Source organism: Klebsiella sp. GW_Kp181, assembly GCF_040062315.1.
In the GTDB taxonomy this organism is placed as follows: domain Bacteria; phylum Pseudomonadota; class Gammaproteobacteria; order Enterobacterales; family Enterobacteriaceae; genus Klebsiella; species Klebsiella oxytoca.
Genome location: NZ_JBEAFR010000059.1, coordinates 19,196 through 41,034, shown reverse-complemented (window position 1 = coordinate 41,034; position 21,839 = coordinate 19,196). Strand labels below are relative to the sequence as shown.

Below are 21,839 nucleotides of genomic sequence, written 5' to 3'. Positions count from 1 at the left end.
AGTGGACGACAATAACTCTCAGGCAGAATCAGGCGATCGGCTTGACGATCGCCACGGTCGGCAGATGTTTCGCATTCTGCGTACGATAGACCTCAATTTACTCACTATTTTTGAAGCGGTTTACGTCCATAAAGGCATCGTTAACGCGGCAAAGGTACTCAATATCACGCCGTCGGCGATAAGCCAGTCAATCAACAAGCTGCGCGCGCTCTTCCCTGACCCGCTATTTATTCGTAAGGGACAGGGCGTGACCCCCACGGCCTACGCTACGCATCTGCATAAGCATATTAGTCAGGGGATGGAGGCGTTTCTCAACGCGCTGGATCTCACCGGCAATACGCAGCGGGAGCGGGTGATAACGATTGCCACTTCCCCGGCTATTGGCGCGTTAATCATGCCGGTTATCACCCAAAAACTGCGGGCCGTCTTTCCCCAGATACTGCTGCACAATATCGCTATCAACGACGCAGTCAGTCAGCTAAACCAGCGTCAGGTGGACCTGCTTATCGACAGCTATCCCCACAGCGGGCAGACGATTACGCACCATGTGCTTTACCAGGACAGCGTGCACATCTTCTGCCGGGCAGGACATCCGGCTCTCGCCTTGCCTGCAACCGCAGATAATCTTAGTCAATATGAATTCGCTCTGCTGCAGCCAGAGGGGCAGCGCTACACCACCATCCTGCGTCGCCTGCAGGAACACCTCGGCGAACGCCGCTGCGGTTTTAGTAGCTACAATCTGTTAACTCAGGCGGCGCTGGTCAGCGAAAGCGATATGCTGGGGCTGATAACTTCCGGGATGTTTTCTCTGGTTGACAGAATATGGCCTTTGAAAATGATCGACTTCGCCCCTCTGCGCGAAGAAAAAATTGATATTGCGTTGCACTATAACAAGCTCAGCGCGCAGGAACCCTTGTTGAAAGAGATCGTCGGGACAATTCGTCAGGCTTTCTAGTCGATAAGGCACGTGTGGGAAAAGCATAAAACAACAACTATTTTACAATTTGCCCGGCAAGCAGGCTGCTTTATGCCCCGTATCAATGATATACTGCCTGCGTTTAATTCAAAAATAGTTGATAAATGCAACATTTACTTGAATTGATTCGCTTTCCTTCGTCACTCGCAACTGGAACACGCACGCTATGAGTAAACCCATTGTGATGGAACGCGGTGTTAAATACCGCGATGCCGATAAAATGGCCCTTATCCCGGTGAAAAACGTGGCAACTGAGCGTGAAGCTCTGCTCAGAAAACCGGAATGGATGAAAATCAAACTTCCGGCTGACTCGTCCCGTATCCAGGGGATCAAGGCAGCGATGCGTAAGAACGGCCTGCACTCCGTGTGCGAAGAAGCCTCTTGCCCTAACCTCGCGGAATGTTTTAACCACGGAACGGCGACCTTTATGATCCTGGGCGCCATCTGTACCCGCCGTTGCCCGTTCTGCGATGTTGCCCACGGACGACCGATAACGCCGGACGCCAACGAGCCGCAAAAGCTGGCGCAAACCATCGCCGATATGGCGCTGCGCTATGTGGTTGTGACCTCCGTGGACCGCGACGATCTGCGCGATGGCGGCGCTCAGCATTTTGCCGACTGCATCAGCGCGATTCGTGAAAAAAGCCCGACGATCAAAATTGAAACTCTGGTGCCGGACTTCCGCGGCCGTATGGATCGTGCGCTGGAGATCCTCCAGGCCACGCCGCCGGACGTGTTTAACCATAACCTGGAAAACGTTCCGCGCCTCTATCGTCAGGTTCGCCCTGGCGCCGACTACAACTGGTCCCTGAAGCTGCTGGAGCGCTTTAAAGAAGCGCACCCGGAGATCCCGACGAAATCGGGACTGATGGTGGGTTTAGGCGAAACGAATGCTGAAATCATTGAAGTCATGCGCGATCTGCGCCGCCACGGCGTGACGATGCTGACTTTAGGCCAGTATCTGCAGCCGAGCCGCCACCACCTGCCGGTACAGCGCTACGTGAGCCCGGATGAATTCGAAGAGATGAAAGCCGAAGCGATGGCGATGGGCTTTACCCACGCCGCCTGCGGACCCTTTGTTCGTTCGTCCTATCATGCCGACCTGCAGGCCAAAGGCATGGAAGTGAAGTAATTCCTGTCGCGACCGCGGCGTTATATTTGTAGCGCAGCGGTCTTTCCTGCCACTCATTTTGCTCGCCAATAATAAAACCCAACGCGGTAACAGTTAGTTGCATCTTTTTAAGCAAAATCCGTGCAGATGACAAAAAGAGGCCGCAGCGCTATCGCTGCGGCCTCTTTGCCGACGCGGTTTCCCCGTCGGTAGCGAGCCTCCTTCACCAGGAAACTCGTCGCGAATTACTCTTTATGAGAGAGCTTCTGCGCCGGAGCCTCTTCGGCACTGGTCTTTTTCGCACTATCATCGTCATCGCTCATGGCTTTTTTGAAGCCTTTGATAGCCGAGCCCAGGTCTCCACCCAGCGTGCGTAACTTTTTGGTACCAAACACCAGGATAATCAGCGCTGCGACTACCAGCAGTTTGGTAATACTAATCTCACCCATAGCTAACCTTCTTCTCTAATACAAGCTGCGAATACGCCATCATACACGCATACAATTAACGGCTATTTGACGCGCGGACACAATAGCAATCTGTAACAAGGTGAATCAAGCCTTGTTTAAAAAAACGTCATAATAATTGCGGTGGCGCAAAGCGACGATTCTGCAGCACCGGCAGACGCTCTCTTACCTGCTGAATATAATCGGTTGAAAGCTCCGCGAAAATCAGCTGCGGCTGCTCCCCTGCCCCGGCAATCGTCGTTCCTAAAGGATCGACAATTCGACTCTGACCAATATTACGCGTTCCGCACTCCCCCGCAGCGACAATATAGCAGGTGGTATCCAGCGCCCGTGCCGCCAGCAGAGTCGCCCAGTGTTGCTCTTTCAGCGGCCCTTTTACCCACGCGGCGGGCAGGACAATAAGCTGCGCGTCGCTGAGCGCTAAGGATAGCGCCAGCTCAGGAAAGCGTAAATCGTAACAGGTCATTAACCCGACTCGCATCCCGTCGACCTCAATGAGCGGCGGAATTTGCTGACCGGCATCGACCAGCCGGGATTCCTGAATATTGAAAGCATCATACAAATGCAGTTTCTGATATTGCGCAATAATTTTCCCGTGACGTAACGCCACCAGCGTATTCGTTGCCCGCCCTTCTGCAGAAGGCACGTGCAGGGTCAGCACCGTCGTCAAGGGACTGTTTTCGCTTTCCGCCAGCAGAAGCTGTAAAAAACCGCCGTCCAGCTGCTGGGCGGACTTGACTGATAAATCCGCATCGGCGTCGTTTCGCGCCAGCAACGCCTCGGGTAGCACCAGAAGCGTTGCTCCGCGCTCCCCGGCCTGACGCATCATGCTCACGCAGGTCTGAGCATTGACCGTCCAGTCCGGCGTTACGGCAAATTGTCCGGCAGCAGCAAGCATCTTTTCTCTCCCGTCAGGTAATTCATAGCCAGCAAGGTATTTCGCGCGCTACACTCGAAGTTTAGTCGCAATCAATAAGCAGAGAACAATCGTGTTGCAACTCCTTTTGGCTGTATTTCTTGGCGGCGGCACCGGCAGCGTTTTGCGCTGGTGGCTGGGTATGAAGTTTAACCCCATGCACCATGCTATCCCCATTGGTACTCTCACCGCTAACCTGCTAGGGGCATTTATTATCGGGGCCGGTCTGGCCTGGTTTAATCGCCTGACGGACGTCGATCCGATGTGGAAGCTACTCATCACTACCGGCTTTTGCGGCGGGTTGACCACCTTTTCCACATTTTCCGCTGAAGTGGTGTTTTTGCTGCAGCAGGGGCGCGTTAGCTGGGCGCTGCTGAACGTTTTCGTCAATCTGTTAGGTTCATTTGCCATGACGGCCGCTGCGTTCTGGCTGTTTTCGCAAGCCGCCAGCCGCTAGACGCAGGCAAAAAAAAACCCGCTGAGAGCGGGTTTTTATATTCTGCTGACGCGTTGCTTAGATAGGCATTACGTTTGCAGCAGAAGGGCCTTTGGCACCGTTAGTGATTTCGAACTCTACGCGCTGACCTTCAGCCAGAGTTTTGAAACCGTTGGACTGGATTGCAGAGAAATGTACGAATACATCTTTGCTGCCATCTTCCGGAGTAATGAAACCGAATCCTTTGGACTCATTAAACCACTTAACGTTACCTTTAATCTTAGACATCAAAATTACCTTTATATGAAAAAATCGACACTAATACTGTGTCGGGTATCAGTACACCAATTGTGGTACCTTTTGTCCAGCGCAACTTTGCTAAAAAGTGATAAAAGTCTCTATCTTTTTGGGCAGGGTTCACATTAGTCTTTGTTTTTCCTCAAGACAGCCTGCTTATCTCTTTTATTGCTATGGAAAATCGCCTCAAAACTGAATGCGTGCCCATGCGAAGTAAACGTTTCCGTTGTTATAGGTGCCGGGAATATAGGTCATCTGGAAGGTGGCCGGGCCGTAGCCGATGGAAGCCAAAGGCAGCACTACCGGGATCGGGATATATTTCCAGTTGTCACGCGCCGTGACGCCGAGCGTATAGCCTAAGCCAAGATGGAAATTATCATCTGCCAAAGGACGCCAGGTCTTCTCCCAGCCATAGCCGCCGATGGGCTCCCACTTATTATAAGAATCCTTAAAAGCCATCAGATAGATGCCATGCCAGTTCCCTTTATCATCCCAGCGTGAAACGCCAAAACCGGCACCCCAGGGGCGCTCGTTGTACCTGTCGGTTTTCTCCTTGTCATAGGCAAAACGCGCATGCCAGGTCACCGCAGGGATATAAAGATCGTAGTGCTCAGGCTCATTCCAGGTCTGCGCAACGTTATCAGTCAGCGTGTTGTAACCATCGCGAAGCGTCGAGCTGAACGAAGCGTTAGCAGAAGTAGACGACAGCAGCAGCCCCAGGCACCCAAGAAAAAAACCTATAAATCGACGATGCATTAACACTTTTCTCTTACCAGTATCATTTTTTGAGCGGGTTAAAATAGCAAGGATAAGCTTAATACTTCCTTAACGAAATTAGGCAAACTCTTGATTTGCCCGCTACAAAAAATCTGAAAAACTCTCCGCGCGGTTTTGCCGGTTACGCCAGTAAAGCCCAACCATCCAGGGATTCTCATCGATTTATTGATTTGCATCAGCGAGTTTTGCCCGTTTTTTAGGCACATTCCCTCACTAAATTTTTCCTTCGCTTTATTTATCAGTAGATTCTTTGGGTTAATGGTTTAGGGGTTTAAGAATGCTTACGCTAGTAGAGATCCTGATTGGGATTGTGGTCATTGTGGGCGTCGCCCGCTATATCATTAAAGGTTATTCCGCCACCGGAGTGCTGTTCGTCGGTGGCTTAGTATTACTCATCGCCAGCGCGCTAATGGGGCATAAGATTTTACCTGGCGACGCAAAGAGCACCGGCTACTCTGCTACCGATATCGTTGAGTATATTAAGATACTGCTCATGAGCCGCGGCGGCGACCTCGGCATGATGATCATGATGCTCTGCGGTTTCGCCACCTATATGACGCATATTGGCGCCAACGATATGGTCGTCAAACTGGCCTCAAAACCGCTGCGCTATATTAACTCCCCTTATCTACTTATGATCGCTGCTTATTTCGTGGCCTGCCTGATGTCGCTGGCTGTTTCCTCAGCCACCGGCTTGGGCGTCCTGCTGATGGCCACGCTGTTCCCGGTCATGGTCAACGTTGGTATCAGCCGCGGCGCCGCCGCCGCAATCTGCGCCTCCCCGGCGGCGATTATTCTCTCACCGACTTCCGGCGACGTCGTGCTGGCCGCCAAAGCCGCCGAAATGCCGCTGATTGACTTTGCCTTTAAAACCACGCTGCCTATCTCTATTGTGGCGATTATCAGCATGGCGATTGCTCACTTCTTCTGGCAGCGCTATCTGGATAAGAAGGAAAACGTCGCGCATGAAATGCTTGATGTGAACGAGATCACCACCACCGCCCCTTCTTTCTACGCCATCCTGCCGTTTACGCCGATAATCGGGGTGCTGATTTTTGATGGCAAATGGGGTCCGGAGCTGCACATCATTACCATCCTCGTACTCTGCATGCTGCTGGCGGCAGTTCTGGAATTCTGCCGCGGCTTTAATACTAAAAATGTGTTTAATGGGCTGGAAGCGGCATATCGCGGGATGGCCGACGCCTTTGCCGGTGTGGTGATGCTGCTGGTCGCCGCTGGCGTCTTTGCGCAGGGGCTGAGCACCATTGGCTTTATTAACGGCCTGATCTCCATTGCAACTTCTTTCGGCTCCGCCAGTATTATTCTGATGCTGGTACTGGTCATTCTGACCATGCTGGCGGCGATGACCACAGGCTCTGGTAATGCCCCCTTCTATGCTTTCGTTGAGATGATCCCGAAGCTGGCGCACTCGTCCGGCATTAACCCGGCTTATCTTTCGATCCCGATGCTGCAGGCGTCTAACCTTGGCCGAACCATTTCTCCGGTCTCCGGCGTCGTGGTCGCCGTGGCCGGTATGGCAAAAATTTCGCCGTTCGAAGTGGTGAAACGCACCTCTGTCCCGGTACTGGTTGGTTTATTAGTGGTTATTATCGCCACCGAAGTCCTCGTTCCCGGTAGCGCAATCCGCTAACGCTGAAACCGTGTGAAAAGGCGCCTGCTGGCGCCTTTTTTATGCTTTAATAACTCAAAGTTATTAATGACCATTCGTCATCAGGAATAAAAATGTTCAGGAAGGATTTCGTCGCTCTCGCTCTTTTGCTAAGCGCTTCTCAGGTCAGCGCCGATCCGCTGATCGCAACGCAATACGGCGATTTCGATCGCTACGTGCTGGCCCTCTCCTGGCAAACGGGGTTTTGCCAGAGTATGCAGGACCGAAACCGCAGCGAGCCGGAAGAGTGCCGCCTGCAGCAGGAACCAGACAACAAAGCCGATTTTCTCACCGTTCACGGCTTGTGGCCAGGCCTGCCCAAATCTATCGCCGCGCGCGGAGTGGACGAACGCCGCTGGATGCGTTTTGGCTGCGCGACCCGCCCTGTTCCCAATATGCCTGAAGCGAAAGCCGGGCAAAAATGTCGGGCGGCTGAAACCGGCCTTTCGCTGGAAATGGCGAATAAGCTTAACGGCGTGATGCCGGGATCCGGCGGCAATTCATGTCTTGAGCGTTATGAATACGCCAAGCACGGGGTTTGTTTTGGTTTCGATCCTGACAATTATTTCGGCACTATGGTGCGCCTGAACGGCGAGATTAAACAAAGCCCCCTTGGTCATTTCCTGGCCAGTCACTATGGGCAGACCGTTAGCCGGGATGATTTCAATGCCGCGGTCGCAGAGGCCTATGGAAATCAGAACGTTAAGGCTTTCAAGTTAACCTGTAACGGCAATCCCGCCTATCTGACCGAGATGCAAATTTCCATCAAAGCGGCGGCCATCAACGCGCCTCTCTCGGTAAATTCATTCTTACCTCAGCCTCATCCCGGGAACTGCGGTAAACAATTTCTGCTGGATAAAGTCGGCTAAGTTACATACGGTTTAACTATTGTTCGTTGATGAATGTGCGTTTAATCACTTCAAACCATCCGCAAGTCTCAGTATGATGAGAGAACATTAACCCTTGCCATTTTCGGTGAGGGTTTTCTTTTACGGACAGGTTCCTGGATAACATGGAGTATGAGATGACCAGACCCGCAATCATCATTAATGAACTGGATGCAGAACGCATCGACAGGCTGCTGGAACAACCGGCATTCGCTAACTCGCCGGTAGCGGACGCACTGAACGACGAGCTTGACCGCGCGCAGATGCTGGCTCCGGAAGCCATGCCGCATGATGTTGTCAGCATGAATAGCCAGGTGAGATTCCGCGATTTAACCACCGGCGAAGAGCGCATCCGCACGCTGGTTTTCCCGGCTCAGGTGACCGATAGCGCCACCCAGCTCTCGGTTATGGCGCCGGTTGGCGCAGCGTTGCTGGGGCTCAAGGTCGGCAGCGCCATTCACTGGGAGTTGCCCGGCGGCACCTCAACGCATCTTGAAGTGCTGGAACTGCTATACCAGCCGGAGGCCGCAGGCGATTTTCACCGTTAATCTCCCCGCTGCCTGAAGCGTTTCGCGCTTTATCCAGAGGATGTCGCTACATCCTCTTTCTGCACCTTCTCCTCCACGCCTCTCTTTTGACAAACTTTTACGCCACCCTCTAACCGATCTGACAATTTTGCGACCTGAATGGCACAATATTTTCCTATAATGTGTTGATATAAAAGCAGACGAACAAGGAGGAATGCATATGTATAAAACAATCATTATGCCCGTTGATGTCTTTGAAATGGAGTTAAGCGATAAAGCCGTTCGCCATGCGGAGTTTTTAGCCCAGCAGGACGGGGTTATCCATCTTCTCCACGTACTGCCCGGTTCATCAAGCTTTACCATGAGCCGGTTTACCGCCGATCTGCGCCGCTTTGAAGAGCATTTGCAGCATGAAGCAGAAACGCGCCTGAAAACAATGGCCGGGCATTTCAGCATTGACCCGTCGCGAATCAAAATGCACGTTCGCTTTGGCAACGTGCGCGATATGGTCAATGAACTGGCCAATGAAATTAAAGCCGACGTAGTGGTGATAGGCTCGCGTAATCCGTCTATCAGCACGCATCTGCTCGGCTCCAATGCCTCAAGCGTGATCCGCCATGCGCATATTCCGGTGATGGTGGTGAGATAGCGTCAGAGAGCTAAAAAAAAGAGGCTACCCAGGGGTAGCCTCTTTGCTGTGCAGGTTCGGTCTTACTTTATTATGAATTATGCCGTTTTAGTGCGGATCAGATAATCAAACGCGCTCAGAGACGCTTTTGCACCTTCGCCGGTAGCGATAATAATCTGCTTGTACGGTACGGTTGTGCAGTCCCCCGCCGCGAAGACGCCCTTCACGTTAGTTTCACATTTCGCATCAATGATGATTTCACCCATGCGGTTGCGCTCAATCGCCCCTTCCAGCCAGTTGGTATTCGGCAACAGGCCAATCTGTACAAAGATCCCCGCCAGCGCGACGTGATGCTCATCGCCGCTCACGCGGTCACGATACTGCAGGCCGGTCACTTTACTGCCGTCGCCCACCACTTCTGTGGTCTGGGCATTGAGGATAATATCGACGTTCTTCAGGCTGCGGACTTTATCCTGCAGAACCTGGTCGGCCTTCATTTCCGGCGCGAATTCAAGCAGCGTTACATGTTCAACAACGCCTGCCAGGTCGATGGCCGCTTCCACACCGGAGTTACCGCCGCCGATAACCGCCACGCGCTTACCTTTAAACAGCGGGCCGTCGCAGTGCGGACAGTAGGTTACGCCCTTCGTGCGATACTGATCTTCACCTGGAACGTTCATGTTACGCCATTTCGCACCGGTGGCAATGATAACGCTACGCGCTTTCAGCACCGCGCCGGAGGCGGTTTCAATCTGGTGCAATCCGCCTTCAACCGTCGCAGGAATCAGCCTCGAAGCGCTTTGAGAATCAATAACATCAACATCGTATTCGCTGACGTGCGCTTTTAATGCGCCAGCCAGTTTCTGACCTTCGGTCTTCGGTACCGAAATATAGTTTTCGATATCAACGGTATCCAGCACCTGGCCGCCGAAGCGTTCACCCATCAGACCGGTACGAATGCCTTTACGCGCTGAGTAAACGGCAGCCGCTGCGCCTGACGGGCCTGAGCCGACGATTAAGACATCATAGGATTCACGTTTATTCAGCTCTTCCGCTGCACGTTTTTCCGCACCGGTATCCACTTTGGCCACAATTTCAGTCAGCGTCATGCGACCCTGGCCAAACTCTTTACCGTTCATGAATACCGCCGGTACGCCCATCACGTTGCGTTCGGTGATTTCATTCTGATAAGTGCCGCCGTCAATCGCCGTGTGCTTGATACGCGGGTTCAGTACCGCCATCAGGTTCAACGCCTGAACCACATCCGGGCAGTTATGACATGAAAGTGAATAGTAGGTTTCAAATTCAAAATCACCGTCGATATTGCGGATCTGCTCCAGCAGGCTCTGGGCTTCTTTTGACGGATGGCCGCCGGTCCACAGCAGAGCCAGAACTAAAGAGGTGAATTCATGTCCCAGCGGAGAGCCGGCAAAGCGCGGCCCCTGGCTGGAGCCTGGGTTGGTAATGAGGAATGACGGCTTACGCACCGCCAGGCCGTTATCTTCTTTGAAGGTGACTTTATCTGACAGTTCAGCAATTTCAGCCAGCAGTTCCCTGATTTCTGCCGATTTAGCGCCGTCATCCAGCGTGGCAATCAGCTCAACAGGTTTGGTCAGCTTCTCAAGATAGGCCTTGAGCTGGGTTTTCATGTTGGTGTCGAGCATTTTTATCTCCTGGGCTTAAAACATCATCATGCAAGCGGCCTCGTTCAGGCAGCCTGAATGCGCTTGCATCATGGTGTTGGAATAAAACGGGCGCAGATGCGCCCAGATATTACTACGCAATTTCCTCAGCATTTCACGCAAGAGCAAGGCGGCTAGCCTGAGAATCCCCGGAAGCTTACCTCAGTAAGTGACCGGGGTGAGCAGGCGACGCCAACGCAGCAATTGCGTGAAAGGAGACGGAAATTTAAATTTTGCCGACCAGGTCCAGAGACGGAGCCAGAGTCGCTTCACCTTCTTTCCATTTAGCCGGGCAAACTTCGCCTGGGTGAGAAGCTACGTACTGAGCTGCTTTGATTTTACGCAGCAGGTCAGACGCGTCGCGGCCGATACCTTCAGCGGTAACTTCGATAGCCTGGATGATGCCCTGCGGGTCAACAACGAAGGTTGCACGATCTGCCAGACCTTCATCTTCACGCATGTTGTCGAAGTTACGGGTCAGGGCGCCAGTCGGGTCGCCAATCATCGCATATTTGATTTTTGCGATGGTTTCAGAGCTGCTGTGCCACGCTTTGTGGGTGAAGTGGGTGTCGGTAGAGACGGAGTAAACGTCTACGCCCAGCTTCTGCAGTTCTTCATAATGATCTGCCACGTCGCCCAGTTCAGTCGGGCAAACGAAGGTGAAGTCAGCCGGGTAGAAGAAGAAGACGCTCCAGCGGCCTTCAGTATCTTTCTCGGTTACTTCGATGAATTCACCGTTTTTGAATGCCTGGTTTTTAAAAGGTTTGATTTTGGTATTAATTAAGGACATCTATACTTCCTCCGTGTTTTCGTTGAGGTCTAAGTTAACGAATTTTTCCTGACTCGACCAATGCGTTTGCATTATCGAATCAATAAGCGTTATCTAACAACCGGAACAAGACAACTTTGTGAACCTGTCAACGCGATGGCAAACTTCTGTCGCGTTTCGCATTATATGCGCTGAAAAGTAAAAAGGCCGCCCTCGCAGGCGGCCCCGTTACCTGAAACACCCGCAGGTAGGTTCAGCGCCAGTAGCTGGCAATGTGTTGCGCTCTACACCTTAATGTAACAGCTCAGGGATTACATCACCCACAGAACGAAAGGGCAATCCGCGCGGCCGCAGGTCTTACCTATGGCTGTAATAGGTTTTACCGCTACACTTACTCTTCTCTTTGATTTTACAAGGCATAATCATGTTAAAACGACTGTTCTTTCTGAGCTTATTACCTTTTTACTGCTCTGCAGATGAGCTTCCCGCCCCCGTAAAAGCGATAGAAAAACAGGGAATTACCATTATTAAACCCTTCGAGGCACCCGGTGGGATGAAAGGCTGGTTAGGGAAGTATCAGGATATGGGCGTCGCCATCTACCTCACGCCGGACGGCAAACACGCCATCTCGGGCTATATGTACGACGAAAGCGGTACTAATCTTAGCGAACAACTCTTCCAGCAAGAGCTCTATACCCCCGCGGGCCAGGAGATGTGGAAAAAGCTGGAAAGCGCTCGCTGGCTGCTTGACGGTAACGAAAACGCGCCGACGATTCTGTACGTTTTTGCCGATCCCTTCTGCTCCTACTGCCAACAGTTCTGGCAACAGGCTCGTCCGTGGGTAGAATCAGGGAAAGTTCAGCTGCGCACCCTGCTGGTTGGCGTCATAAAACCGGAAAGTCCCGCAGCCGCGGCGGCCATCCTGGCCAGCAAAGACCCGGCGAAAACCTGGCATCACTATGAGCAGTCTGGTGGCAAAGCAGCGCTAAATATTCCCACCAGTATTCAGCCAGAGCAAATGAAGATACTTAATTTCAACCAACAGCTGATGGACGAACTCGGCGCCAGCGTCACCCCTGCTATTTATTACATGAATAAAGAAAATATGCTGCAACAAGCGATCGGGCTTCCAGATAAAGAAAAACTACAGATTATGATGGGGGCAAGATAAGCATTTATAAACTAACTCCTCCGCCGGGTTTAGCAGTACACAAAAGGATCTGGCGGAATGCGCCGCTGTAGTATATATTTAGATAAACTTAATAAGGTATTAGCAATTAATAATAAAAAATGAATAATCACGTAATGTATATAATGCAGACATATAATAACCTCTCTTTTTACTCGCCAGCTTAACAGGACGTTGAAAATGGCTAATCTTTACGATCTCAAGAAGTTCGATCTGAACCTACTCGTTATTTTCGAATGTATTTACCAGCATTTAAGTATCAGTAAGGCTGCAGAAACGCTATTTATTACGCCGTCTGCGGTAAGCCAGTCGCTTCAGCGGCTACGCAACCAGCTCAACGATCCGCTATTCGTGCGTTCAGGGAAAGGGATTACCCCAACCACCGTCGGCGTTAATTTGCATCACCACCTGGAAAATAACCTTAATCAGTTAGAACAAACCATCAATCTCACCAATCGTTCTGAATTAAGGAAGCGCCTCGTTGTTTATGCGCCGCAGCTTTTTATAACGCCCAAAACCACCAGCCTGATTCATATGTTATTAGATGATTCAAATCTGCAGGTTGAACATCATGATCTGCTCGCTTCAGGTGAATCGATAGAGAGTTTGTTATCCTACCGGAAGGCCGATCTGATATTTAGCACCACGGCGCTGTCATCACGAGCGACCGTCTGTAAACGCATTCAGGAGCTGGACATTTCATTAGTGTGTAATGAAAACCATCCGCGACTGGCGTCGCTAACGACGACAAAAGCCATCATGCAGGAACGCTTCACCTATTATATTTGTAACGATCAGGGAACAAAATCCTTTCAAAGCCAAACCGCAGGTATGCTTTCTGACAGAAAAATCTCTTTCAGCAGCGATTCATACATAGCTATTCTTAATGTTATTCAACAAACTGATATAATTGGTTTCGTTCCGACATGTATTTTAGAACATATTAGTTTCCAGAATAAATTTAAAATCATTGAAACGCCTTTCAAAATCCCGACCATTAATATTTATATGATTTACAATCGCGTGAACCTTGATGACCCCAACTTTGCGAACTTTATCGATGAGTGCGAAAAAAATAACATTATTGAATAGTTAAATCGATTTCATTGAATTCATGAATGACAACTAATCTCTTGATTACGAAACGAATATGATATAAGTACACAGTCTCTTTGGCATTAAAGGAATAATGGCTGTGTCTTTTATTAAAATTCCATTACCAGAATCTGTTCTGCAAGCCACTCAGCAGAGAATAGAGTGGGTTATGGAAAACTTCTCCCGCGTTTGCGTCTCTTTTTCTGGCGGTAAAGATTCAACAACCATGCTGCATCTCACGGCGCAGCATGCCCGCCAGGCAGGTAAAAAGATTTGCGTCCTGTTTATTGACTGGGAAGCGCAGTTCTCCTGCACCATTGCTCATTGTGAAAAGATGCGCGAGGAGTATCGCGACGTTATCGAGCAATTTTTCTGGGTGGCGCTACCTCTCACCACCCAGAACTCGCTAACCCAGTTCACGCCGGAGTGGCAGTGCTGGGAACCCGGCGCCCCCTGGGTGCGCCAGCCGCCGGAGGATGCCATCACCGATCCCGACTATTTCCCGTTTTATCAACCTGGAATGAGTTTTGAAACCTTCGTCCGCGAATTCGCCGATTGGTTCTCGCAAAATCGTCCGGCTGCGGTAATGGTCGGCATCCGCGCCGATGAGTCGCTTAACCGGTTTATCACCATCTCCTCGCAGCGCAAACTGCGCTTTGCCGACGACAAACCCTGGACCACGTCGGCGCCGGGCGGACACGCCTGGTATATCTATCCCATCTATGACTGGAAAACCGCCGATATCTGGACTTGGTTCGGCAAAAGCGGTCTTTCCTATAACCCGCTCTATAACCTGATGTATCAGGCGGGGGTACCGCTGCGTTATATGCGCATCTGCGAACCCTTTGGCCCGGAGCAGCGCCAGGGTCTGTGGCTCTACCACGTCCTGGAGCCTGAACGCTGGGCCGCCATGTGCCAGCGCGTCAGCGGCGTTCACTGCGGCGGGGTTTACGCCGGTCACGACAATCAGTTCTACGGCCATCGAAAGCTGGATAAACCCGAACATCATACGTGGAAAAGCTACGCCCTGTTTTTACTCGACAGCATGCCGGAGAAAACGGCGGAGCATTACCGCAATAAAATCGCCGTCTATCTCCACTGGTATCAAAAAAAGGGCATGCTGGATATTCCGGACACCCAGCCGGCGGATATTGGCTCCAAAGACGTCCCGTCCTGGCGGCGCATCTGTAAAGTGCTGTTAAACAATGATTACTGGTGCCGCCAGCTCTCTTTCAGCCCAACCAAAGCGACTCAATATAAACGCTATCGCGAGCGGATGAATAAAAAGCGCCAGCAATGGGGAATACTATGCAACGACAATTAATCCAGGAAATAGAACGCTATCTGCAATCGCTGGAAAATGAAGAAGAAAAGATTACTGCGCTTAACGCCTTTCGCCAGATTCTGCATGAATATAGCCCCTTCAAATCCCAACCGGTTGATTGCGTACTGTGGGTAAAACAGGAAGCCGTTTCGCCTAATGATTACAACCCAAATAACCTTGCGCCACCGGAAAAACGCCTGCTGTTCACCTCGCTGGAGACGGATGGCTTCACCCAGCCTATCGTAGTGTTGAAACAGGGGCGGGAGCACTATTCGATTGTCGATGGTTTTCATCGTCATGAACTGGCCAACGGCAAGGCGGCGCTGAAAAAACGGCTGAAAGGCTATCTCCCCGTCACCTGTCTGGAAAGGAGCAGCGCCAGGCGTGATTCACTGATGGCCGCCACCATCCGCCATAACCGGGCGCGCGGGCGTCACCAGATTCATGCGATGTCGGAAATCGTTCAGGAACTGGCGCGTCTCGGCTGGACCGATGAGAAAATCGGCAAAGAGTTAGGGATGGACGCCGACGAAGTATTACGCCTGAAGCAAATCAACGGTCTGGTGGAGATGTTCGGCGACCGTCAATTTTCTCAGGCGTGGACCGTTAAATGACTACAGACGGCACAGGCGTTCCGCAGCAGTCAGCAGCGTGGCTGGCTGTTTGGCGAAGCACAGGCGTATCAGCTTATGCGGGAACGGATCGGCACAAAAAACCGACAGCGGGATCGCCGCGACGCCGATCTCGGTGGTGAGCCAGCGGCAGAAGTTGACATCATCCAGATCGGAGACTGCGCTGTAGTCCGCCAGCAGGAAGTAAGTCCCTTCGCAGGGCAAAATTTCCAGACGGCTGGAACGCAGCGCATCAATAAACAGGTCCCGACGCTCGCGGTAAAACGTCGGCAACTGGCGATAATGCTCCGGCTCGCTGCGCAGCATATCGGCGATCGCCAGCTGAGCGGGGGTGTTGACGGCGAAGGTCAGATACTGATGCACTTTACGCAGCTCGGCGCTGATAGCGGCAGGCGCCACGCAGTACCCCACCTTCCAGCCGGTCATATGAAACGTTTTACCGAATGAAGAGACCGCCACCGCGCGCTCGCGCAGCTGCGGATGCGCCAGCACGCTGGCATGCCCTTCGGCAGCAAAGCAGATATGTTCATAAACTTCATCGCTAAGTACGTAGATTTCGCGATCGGCAATCGCCTGCCACAGCGCGGCAAAATCTTCACGCTGCCACACCGTCGCTGACGGGTTGTGCGGCGTATTGAGAATAACCAGACGAGTTTTGTCGCTGAGGGTAGCGGCGAACTGCTGCCAGTCAACGCGAAAATGAGGCGGCTGCAGAGCAATGCGCTTCAGCACGCCGCCCGACAGCTCAACCGCCGGGGCGTAGCTATCGTAGCTGGGGTCAAAGCAAATGACTTCGTCGCCGGAACGGACCAGCGCGGTAATCGCCGCATACAGCGCTTCCGTCGCCCCGGCGGTGACGGTTACGTCGCTATTGGCATCGGGGCGATAGCCGTACAGCTCTTCGGTTTTATTGACAATCGCTTCGCGTAGCGCGGCGACGCCGGTCATCGGCGCGTACTGATTGGCCCCCTGCGCGACGTGATACGCCAGACGCTCCTGCAGATAGCGCGGGCCATCGAAATCCGGAAAACCCTGCGACAGATTAATCGCCTGATGCTGCTGGGCCAGGGCGCTCATCTGGCTAAAGATAGTGGTGCCCAGTGAAGGGAGTTTACTCTCAGGAATCAGTGGCTTATTGCTCATTCTTTTTGTACCGTCTGTGATGCTGTTGTTGAAGCCACTATAACACGATGTTAATATTTGGCAATCAAGACGCTTAGACGTCTAAATGATAATGTTATTTCGCTTAGGCTTTAATAACAGCTCTCAACACAACGCCACCGTCAGCACGACCCACCGCTCACTCTGGAGAACTCATGATCCGCGCTATCGTGACCGATATTGAAGGCACCACCAGCGACATACGCTTCGTCCACAACGTCCTGTTCCCGTACGCCCGCGAACGTCTGGCCGGTTTTGTGACCGCTCAGCAGTCTGGCGAGCCGGTCAAGACCATTCTCGATAACCTGCGCCAGGAGATCGCCCAGCCGGCGGCTGGCGCCGAACAGCTTATTGCTACCCTGTTCACGTTTATGGATGAAGACCGCAAATCCACCGCCCTCAAGGCGCTCCAGGGGATTATCTGGCGCGAAGGCTACGTCAACGGCGACTTCACCGGCCATCTCTATCCGGACGTTTTGCCGGCACTGGAAAAATGGAAGTCACAGGGTATTGATTTATATGTATATTCCTCAGGCTCTGTCGCTGCGCAGAAATTGTTATTTGGCTACAGCGATGAAGGTGATATTACTCATCTGTTCAACGGCTATTTTGACACCCTGGTAGGGGCCAAGCGTGAAGTACAGTCCTACCGCAATATTGCTGAACAACTGGGGCAGCCTCCTGCCACCATCCTGTTTTTGTCCGATATCCATCAGGAGCTGGATGCCGCTGAAGAGGCCGGTTTCCGTACCCTGCAGCTGGTACGCGGCGACCGCGACCCGGCCAGCCATCATCCGCAGGTTCAGCGTTTCGACGATATTCACCCGGAGCAGATCCCAGCATGAGCGCATTAACCATATTTTCCGTAAACGACCCGCAAAACTCTCTCTGGCACAGTACTAACGCCGAAGAGATCCAGCAGCAGCTCAACGCTAAAGGCGTGCGTTTTGAGCGCTGGCAGGCCGACCGCGATTTAGGCGCGGCGCCAACGTCTGAAGCGGTCATTGCCGCCTATCAGCACGCGATTGATAAGCTGGTTGCAGAAAAGGGCTATCAGAGCTGGGATGTGATTAGCCTGCGCGCCGATAATCCGCAGAAAGAGGCGCTGCGGGAGAAGTTTCTCAATGAGCATACCCACGGAGAAGACGAAGTGCGTTTCTTCGTCGAGGGCGCCGGTCTGTTTTGCCTGCATATTGGCGACGAGGTGTTCCAGGTTCTGTGTGAAAAGAACGACCTGATTTCGGTCCCGGCGCACACGCCACACTGGTTTGATATGGGCTCGGAACCCAACTTCACCGCCATCCGTATCTTCGATAATCCGGAAGGCTGGATTGCCCGGTTTACCGGCGACGATATTGCCAGCGCCTACCCGCGGCTGGCGTAACGCGCCTTATCCGGGCTACCGATCTACAGACAACTGTGAACATGTAGCCCGGGCAGGCGCCCTGCGCCGCCCCCGGGAGCAGAACGCAGCGTGGCTGATTTTCCCGGAGGCGATGCTGCGCATCTGTCCGGGCTACCCGCCCGCGGAGGGCTTCGATTCCGTAAGCCGGGTATTACCGGGCACCTAACCCTCAATAAACCTCGGCGGATCGAAAGCGGTCACCGGCGGCAGCGCGTCCCGCCACGGTTCGATCTCCACCCAGCAGCTTTGAGCGCTACAGCCCTGCCCCAGGCGCGAGCTGCCGCGATCCTCGGTTAACACGTTGGGATTGCCGTGCTTATCCAGCGAGTCTTTTTCATTCGGGTCCAGCGGATCGTACCAGGCCCCGGTCGACATCTGCACCACTCCCGGCAAAATCTGCTCGCTGAGATGCACGCCGGCGAGAATCGCTCCGCGCGCGTTAAAGACCTTGACCACGCTGCCTTCGCTGATGTCCCGCGCCTGTGCATCCTGCGGATGCATCCACAGCGGCTCGCGTCCCTGAATTTTCGTCGCCCGGCTGACGCTTCCGTGATCGTACTGGCTGTGCAGGCGGGTGCGCGGCTGGCTGGAGAGCAGATGCAGCGGCCAGCGCGCAGCTTCCTGCCGCTGCCAGGCCGCTTCCTGCTCATCCCACCACGGATGGCCCGGGCACTCGCGATAGCCAAAGCCGGCAATGGTTTCAGAAAAGAGCTCAATCTTGCCGGAAGGCGTAGACAGCGGATAGCGCTGCGGGTCGGCGCGAAAATCCGCCAGAAAAACCTGCGGTTGCTCAGGCGTGCTGTACTCCAGCACTCCCTGCTGCCAGAACGCCTCAAATGACGGCAGCGTAATCCCCTCTTCCTGCGCGCGCGGTCGCGAGGCTTCGTAAATCTCCCGCAGCCACTGCCCGGCATCGCGCCCCTCGCTAAAACGTTCGCTGCAGCCCAGCCGTTCGGCAAGATCGCAAAAGATGGCGTAATCATCACGCGCGTCGCCCACCGGCGGGATCTGTGCGCTCATGGCGATCATAAAACCGTCGTGACCGCCGCTGCCAATATCTTCCCGCTCCAGCGACGTGGTGACCGGCAGGACGATATCGGAAAATTTAGCCTGCGCGGTCCAGTACTGTTCGTGCACCACCACCGTTTCTGGTCGCCGCCAGGCTTCGCACAGGCGGTTAATATCCTGATGATGATGAAACGCGTTGCCGCCGGCCCAGTAGACGAGGCGGATGTCGGGATAGCGCAGATGCTGGCCGTCAAACTCGTACGCTTCGCCCGGATGCAGCAGCATGTCGGAGAGGCGCGCCACCGGAATCACCTGGTTCACCGCGTTCTCTCCGGCGGGAAGGCGCGGCCCGGAAAAGGCCTTACGCCCCGCCCCCGCCAGATTAGTGCAGGCATAGCCAAATCCCAGCCCGCCGCCCGGCGTACCGATTTGCCCCAGCAGCGCGGTGAGCGCCACCGTCGCCCAGTAGGCCTGCTCGCCCTGGCGCGCCCGCTGAATCGACCAGGAGATATTGACCATCGTACGCTGGCTGGCCATCTCACGCGCCAGCGCGACAATCCGCTGCGCGTCAATACCGGTTATCGCCGCCGCCCACTCCGGCGTTTTTGCGACGCCATCGCTCTCCCCCATCAGGTAGGCGCGATAAGGTGCGAAACCTACGGTATGGCTGGCGATAAAACCACTGTCGTAGAGGGATTCATTAATCAGCACGTAGCACAGCGCCAGCAGCAGCGCGGTATCGGTTCCGGGACGGACGGCGAGCCACTCGGCGCTCTCCACGGCGCTCAGATCGTTGCGCACCGGGCTAATATTGATAAAGCGTGTCCCCTGCGCCTGCATCTTTTCCAGCCAGTATTTCAGCATATGGTCGTTGGCGCCGCCGCCGTTGACCTGCGCATTACGCAGCGGCAGGCCGCCGAATGCGACGAACAGCTGGCACTCCCGCGCCAGCTCGGAAAAATGGGTATGCTGACGGTGCAGCGGGCTCAGCGGCCCGAGAATATGCGGCAGGATACGCTCCCCCGCCGCGCTGCTGTAGGTATTGGTGCTGGCGGTATAGCCGCCAAAACATTTGAGGAAACGGTGCAGCTGGCTTTGCGCGTGGTGAAAACGGCCAGCGCTGGCCCAGCCATAGGAACCGCCGAAAATCGCCTCATTGCCGCAGCGCGCTTTGACCGACTGCAGCTCGCGAGCCAGCAGATCGAGCGCCACTTCCCAGCTCACCTCAACAAACGGCTCTTTACCGCGCCCGTCGCGGGAAGCCGGGCCATTTTGCAGGTAGCCGGCGCGCACCGCCGGACGGCGAATGCGCGTCTTGCTGGTGACCGCATCAGGGAGCGACTGACCAATGCGCGAGGGATTTTTATCCCAGGGCACCGGCGTCACCGCCTCAATTTTGCCGTCACCGGCCTGTACCCGCCAGGTTCCCCAGTGCATTACGGTCAGATTATGTTGTTTTCTCATGCGGTTTTTCTCACCTACTAACGGCCGCTATAATAAAGCGTGCGAATCCTGGGAATAAAATACGTATCACCATACAATCTGCTGCTGAGAAAGGATTTTCCACGCAGAATAGTTCTACGCTATTCCGGGATGCGATATATTACAGCGACAGAATAATTTTAATTAAGCAGCAATCTTTATTTGAATAAATAAGAGTTGCAAGTAAATTAAGCCCACAAAATAAAAAGGGATTAAGCTGCATCATGAAATATTTTCAGGTTACAGATAACAAATTTACGTTTTCCTCAGGCAAATCTGCGATATAACATTGTTGATATAACTTAGACATATTTTGTATTTGAGGTTGTGTAGTTGTTGTTGTCATGCTACTGCTCCGCACAACCACCTCCATTACAGGACCATAATAAGAATGTCGCAGAAAAAGAAATTATTGCCCATCGCGCTGGGCCTGCTCTCGCTTGCCTCCGTTAACGCTCTGGCAGCAGAGGCTTTATCGCTTCAGGGAAAAACCATCGGTATTGCCGTCGTCGGCACGCAGCACTTCTGGGATCGCGAAGCCTATAAAGGCGCCAGCGAAGAGGTTGAGAAACTGGGCGGTAAAGCGATCGGCGTCGACGGCGGACGCGATAACCAGGTTCATGCTAATAACCACGATATTTTACTGTCGCGTAAAGTTGATGCGGTAATTAGCATTCTGGGCGACAGTTCCGTTGAGCCTAAATTTAAAGCGCTGCGCGATGCCGGCATCCCGGTATTTACCGTTGACCATGTCTCAAAATACTCGGTCAATAACACCACCTCCGATAACTACACGCTGGGGTCAACCATTGGTCGCTATATGGCCGATGAACTGGGCGGCAAAGGCAACGTGGCGGTATTTAACGCATTCTCCAGTTCCTTGCGTATTTGCGGGATTCGTTACGACCAGTGGAAATATGTCCTTAAGGATTATCAGGATATTCATATTATTCAACCGGAGCTGGCCGAACAGTTCGCCAACTCACCGGAAGATGCGCGGAAGAAAACCCTCGAACTGCTGAGCCAGTATCCGAAAGGCAAACTCGATGCGATTCACGTTGCCTGCTGGGATCAGCCGGCTATCGGTATTGTCCAGGCGCTGGAAGAGACCGGCCGCGATAAAGACGTCAAGGTTACCGCTATTGATGCTGGCCCGGAGACGCTGGAGATCATGGCCGAGCCGGGTAGCCCGCTTGTCGCCAACGTCGCCCAGCAGCCGCACCTGATCGGCCAGACTTCAGCCGATAACGTCGCTCGCTACTTCGAAAAACAGAAGCTGCCGCTGCAAACCTTTATCCCGGTGGTCCCGGTGAAAGGCCCGCAGGAGGCGAAAGCGGTCTACAAACAGCTGGGATATGGCGAACTGCAGTGATCACTCAATCCTCCGGCGGGGCGAATCCC

The 21,839-nt window shown here is 53.3% G+C and carries 23 protein-coding genes; 15 read left to right on the top strand and 8 right to left on the bottom strand.

All coding sequences use genetic code 11. The features are described 5' to 3' along the window. Nucleotide 1: 1 nt before the first annotated feature. Both ABLV11_RS14600 and lipA read left to right on the top strand, forming a co-directional pair. The gene (locus ABLV11_RS14600; protein WP_004100151.1) at nt 2–955 is read left to right on the top strand and encodes a YbeF family transcriptional regulator; all 954 of its coding nucleotides are present in this window, start codon (nt 2–4) and stop codon (nt 953–955) included. Between the two features lie 187 nt (nt 956–1,142). Beyond that, nucleotides 1,143–2,108, top strand: coding sequence for a lipoyl synthase (lipA, locus tag ABLV11_RS14595; protein WP_004100150.1), 966 nt, complete (start codon nt 1,143–1,145; stop codon nt 2,106–2,108). Nucleotides 2,109–2,332: 224 nt separating this feature from the next. On the opposite strand, the gene tatE is transcribed toward lipA, so the two are convergent. Together tatE and ABLV11_RS14585 are read right to left on the bottom strand one after the other, a co-directional pair. After that, nucleotides 2,333–2,536, bottom strand: a complete 204-nt coding sequence (gene tatE, locus ABLV11_RS14590; protein WP_004100149.1) for a twin-arginine translocase subunit TatE — start codon at nt 2,534–2,536, stop codon at nt 2,333–2,335. Nucleotides 2,537–2,663: 127 nt separating this feature from the next. After that, entirely contained in the window at nt 2,664–3,452 is a 789-nt protein-coding gene (locus ABLV11_RS14585) for a deaminated glutathione amidase (protein ID WP_126488787.1), read from the bottom strand. Nucleotides 3,453–3,543: 91 nt separating this feature from the next. On the opposite strand from ABLV11_RS14585, the gene crcB reads away from it, so the two are divergent. Continuing rightward, complete coding sequence (gene crcB / locus ABLV11_RS14580) at nt 3,544–3,927, top strand: fluoride efflux transporter CrcB (protein WP_004100147.1); 384 nt, start codon at nt 3,544–3,546, stop codon at nt 3,925–3,927. Nucleotides 3,928–3,984: 57 nt separating this feature from the next. On the opposite strand, the gene cspE is transcribed toward crcB, so the two are convergent. Both cspE and pagP read right to left on the bottom strand, forming a co-directional pair. Beyond that, nucleotides 3,985–4,194, bottom strand: a complete 210-nt coding sequence (gene cspE, locus ABLV11_RS14575; RefSeq protein ID WP_004100146.1) for a transcription antiterminator/RNA stability regulator CspE — start codon at nt 4,192–4,194, stop codon at nt 3,985–3,987. Between the two features lie 195 nt (nt 4,195–4,389). Beyond that, nucleotides 4,390–4,965, bottom strand: a complete 576-nt coding sequence (gene pagP, locus ABLV11_RS14570; RefSeq protein ID WP_160887563.1) for a lipid IV(A) palmitoyltransferase PagP — start codon at nt 4,963–4,965, stop codon at nt 4,390–4,392. 292 nt (nt 4,966–5,257) lie between these two features. On the opposite strand from pagP, the gene dcuC reads away from it, so the two are divergent. From dcuC to uspG, 4 genes are all read left to right on the top strand, one after another. Next, nucleotides 5,258–6,631 (top strand): anaerobic C4-dicarboxylate transporter DcuC, encoded by a 1,374-nt coding sequence (gene dcuC, locus ABLV11_RS14565; RefSeq protein ID WP_004100144.1) that lies wholly within the window; start codon nt 5,258–5,260, stop codon nt 6,629–6,631. Nucleotides 6,632–6,723: 92 nt separating this feature from the next. Further along, a complete protein-coding gene (gene rna, locus ABLV11_RS14560; protein WP_126488786.1) occupies nt 6,724–7,518 on the top strand; it encodes a ribonuclease I in 795 nt (264 codons plus the stop codon). Nucleotides 7,519–7,673: 155 nt separating this feature from the next. After that, on the top strand, nt 7,674–8,084 hold the full coding sequence (rnk, locus tag ABLV11_RS14555) for a nucleoside diphosphate kinase regulator (protein WP_004111326.1): 411 nt from the start codon (nt 7,674–7,676) through the stop codon (nt 8,082–8,084). A 199-nt stretch (nt 8,085–8,283) separates the two neighbouring features. Then, nucleotides 8,284–8,712: a universal stress protein UspG gene (uspG, locus tag ABLV11_RS14550; RefSeq protein ID WP_004100140.1), complete on the top strand. Its 429-nt coding sequence runs from the start codon at nt 8,284–8,286 to the stop codon at nt 8,710–8,712. A gap of 77 nt (nt 8,713–8,789) precedes the next feature. On the opposite strand, the gene ahpF is transcribed toward uspG, so the two are convergent. Then, nucleotides 8,790–10,355 (bottom strand): alkyl hydroperoxide reductase subunit F, encoded by a 1,566-nt coding sequence (gene ahpF, locus ABLV11_RS14545; protein ID WP_004100138.1) that lies wholly within the window; start codon nt 10,353–10,355, stop codon nt 8,790–8,792. A 244-nt stretch (nt 10,356–10,599) separates the two neighbouring features. Beyond that, nucleotides 10,600–11,163 (bottom strand): alkyl hydroperoxide reductase subunit C, encoded by a 564-nt coding sequence (ahpC, locus tag ABLV11_RS14540; protein WP_002894394.1) that lies wholly within the window; start codon nt 11,161–11,163, stop codon nt 10,600–10,602. A gap of 403 nt (nt 11,164–11,566) precedes the next feature. On the opposite strand from ahpC, the gene dsbG reads away from it, so the two are divergent. From dsbG to ABLV11_RS14520, 4 genes are all read left to right on the top strand, one after another. Then, nucleotides 11,567–12,313, top strand: a complete 747-nt coding sequence (gene dsbG / locus ABLV11_RS14535) for a thiol:disulfide interchange protein DsbG (protein ID WP_126488785.1) — start codon at nt 11,567–11,569, stop codon at nt 12,311–12,313. Between the two features lie 198 nt (nt 12,314–12,511). Then, nucleotides 12,512–13,423, top strand: coding sequence for a LysR family transcriptional regulator (locus tag ABLV11_RS14530; protein ID WP_126488784.1), 912 nt, complete (start codon nt 12,512–12,514; stop codon nt 13,421–13,423). A 103-nt stretch (nt 13,424–13,526) separates the two neighbouring features. Then, a complete protein-coding gene (locus ABLV11_RS14525) occupies nt 13,527–14,750 on the top strand; it encodes a phosphoadenosine phosphosulfate reductase (protein WP_049127437.1) in 1,224 nt (407 codons plus the stop codon). Further along, complete coding sequence (locus ABLV11_RS14520; RefSeq protein WP_126488783.1) at nt 14,735–15,364, top strand: ParB/RepB/Spo0J family partition protein; 630 nt, start codon at nt 14,735–14,737, stop codon at nt 15,362–15,364. The genes ABLV11_RS14525 and ABLV11_RS14520 overlap by 16 nt, the downstream gene beginning before the upstream one ends. Here ABLV11_RS14520 and ABLV11_RS14515 read toward each other — a convergent pair whose 3' ends face one another. After that, nucleotides 15,365–16,510: a pyridoxal phosphate-dependent aminotransferase gene (locus tag ABLV11_RS14515; protein WP_172598529.1), complete on the bottom strand. Its 1,146-nt coding sequence runs from the start codon at nt 16,508–16,510 to the stop codon at nt 15,365–15,367. 188 nt (nt 16,511–16,698) lie between these two features. Between ABLV11_RS14515 and mtnC the strand changes: the two genes are divergently transcribed. From mtnC to ABLV11_RS14500, 3 genes are read left to right on the top strand one after another with little or no spacing between them, the layout of a single operon-like run. Next, complete coding sequence (gene mtnC, locus ABLV11_RS14510) at nt 16,699–17,388, top strand: acireductone synthase (RefSeq protein ID WP_348855380.1); 690 nt, start codon at nt 16,699–16,701, stop codon at nt 17,386–17,388. Beyond that, complete coding sequence (locus ABLV11_RS14505) at nt 17,385–17,927, top strand: acireductone dioxygenase (RefSeq protein WP_004111302.1); 543 nt, start codon at nt 17,385–17,387, stop codon at nt 17,925–17,927. Before mtnC ends, ABLV11_RS14505 begins: the two co-directional genes overlap by 4 nt. Next, on the top strand, nt 17,899–18,114 hold the full coding sequence (locus tag ABLV11_RS14500) for a hypothetical protein (RefSeq protein ID WP_126488781.1): 216 nt from the start codon (nt 17,899–17,901) through the stop codon (nt 18,112–18,114). The genes ABLV11_RS14505 and ABLV11_RS14500 overlap by 29 nt, the downstream gene beginning before the upstream one ends. Here ABLV11_RS14500 and ABLV11_RS14495 read toward each other — a convergent pair. Further along, nucleotides 18,111–20,420 carry a molybdopterin-dependent oxidoreductase gene (locus ABLV11_RS14495; protein WP_053064701.1) on the bottom strand — a complete coding sequence of 770 codons (2,310 nt, stop codon included), beginning with the start codon at nt 20,418–20,420 and terminating at the stop codon, nt 18,111–18,113. The two genes, ABLV11_RS14500 and ABLV11_RS14495, sit on opposite strands and share 4 nt — an antisense overlap. A 409-nt stretch (nt 20,421–20,829) precedes the next feature. On the opposite strand from ABLV11_RS14495, the gene ABLV11_RS14490 reads away from it, so the two are divergent. Next, the gene (locus ABLV11_RS14490; protein WP_348855377.1) at nt 20,830–21,810 is read left to right on the top strand and encodes a sugar ABC transporter substrate-binding protein; all 981 of its coding nucleotides are present in this window, start codon (nt 20,830–20,832) and stop codon (nt 21,808–21,810) included. Nucleotides 21,811–21,839 lie beyond the last annotated feature (29 nt).

Excerpts from the sequence above, each read along its gene's own strand:
- lipA (WP_004100150.1), top strand. The coding sequence starts at position 1,143 with ATGAGTAAACCCATTGTGATGGAACGCGGTGTTAAATACCGCGATGCC.
- tatE (WP_004100149.1), bottom strand. The coding sequence starts at position 2,536 with ATGGGTGAGATTAGTATTACCAAACTGCTGGTAGTCGCAGCGCTGATT.
- ABLV11_RS14520 (WP_126488783.1), top strand. The coding sequence starts at position 14,735 with ATGCAACGACAATTAATCCAGGAAATAGAACGCTATCTGCAATCGCTG.
- ahpC (WP_002894394.1), bottom strand. The coding sequence starts at position 11,163 with ATGTCCTTAATTAATACCAAAATCAAACCTTTTAAAAACCAGGCATTC.
- ABLV11_RS14585 (WP_126488787.1), bottom strand. The coding sequence starts at position 3,452 with ATGCTTGCTGCTGCCGGACAATTTGCCGTAACGCCGGACTGGACGGTC.
- ABLV11_RS14495 (WP_053064701.1), bottom strand. The coding sequence starts at position 20,420 with ATGAGAAAACAACATAATCTGACCGTAATGCACTGGGGAACCTGGCGG.
- ABLV11_RS14505 (WP_004111302.1), top strand. The coding sequence starts at position 17,385 with ATGAGCGCATTAACCATATTTTCCGTAAACGACCCGCAAAACTCTCTC.
- cspE (WP_004100146.1), bottom strand. The coding sequence starts at position 4,194 with ATGTCTAAGATTAAAGGTAACGTTAAGTGGTTTAATGAGTCCAAAGGA.
- rnk (WP_004111326.1), top strand. The coding sequence starts at position 7,674 with ATGACCAGACCCGCAATCATCATTAATGAACTGGATGCAGAACGCATC.
- dsbG (WP_126488785.1), top strand. The coding sequence starts at position 11,567 with ATGTTAAAACGACTGTTCTTTCTGAGCTTATTACCTTTTTACTGCTCT.
- ABLV11_RS14530 (WP_126488784.1), top strand. The coding sequence starts at position 12,512 with ATGGCTAATCTTTACGATCTCAAGAAGTTCGATCTGAACCTACTCGTT.
- rna (WP_126488786.1), top strand. The coding sequence starts at position 6,724 with ATGTTCAGGAAGGATTTCGTCGCTCTCGCTCTTTTGCTAAGCGCTTCT.
- ABLV11_RS14490 (WP_348855377.1), top strand. The coding sequence starts at position 20,830 with ATGTCGCAGAAAAAGAAATTATTGCCCATCGCGCTGGGCCTGCTCTCG.
- uspG (WP_004100140.1), top strand. The coding sequence starts at position 8,284 with ATGTATAAAACAATCATTATGCCCGTTGATGTCTTTGAAATGGAGTTA.
- ahpF (WP_004100138.1), bottom strand. The coding sequence starts at position 10,355 with ATGCTCGACACCAACATGAAAACCCAGCTCAAGGCCTATCTTGAGAAG.
- mtnC (WP_348855380.1), top strand. The coding sequence starts at position 16,699 with ATGATCCGCGCTATCGTGACCGATATTGAAGGCACCACCAGCGACATA.
- dcuC (WP_004100144.1), top strand. The coding sequence starts at position 5,258 with ATGCTTACGCTAGTAGAGATCCTGATTGGGATTGTGGTCATTGTGGGC.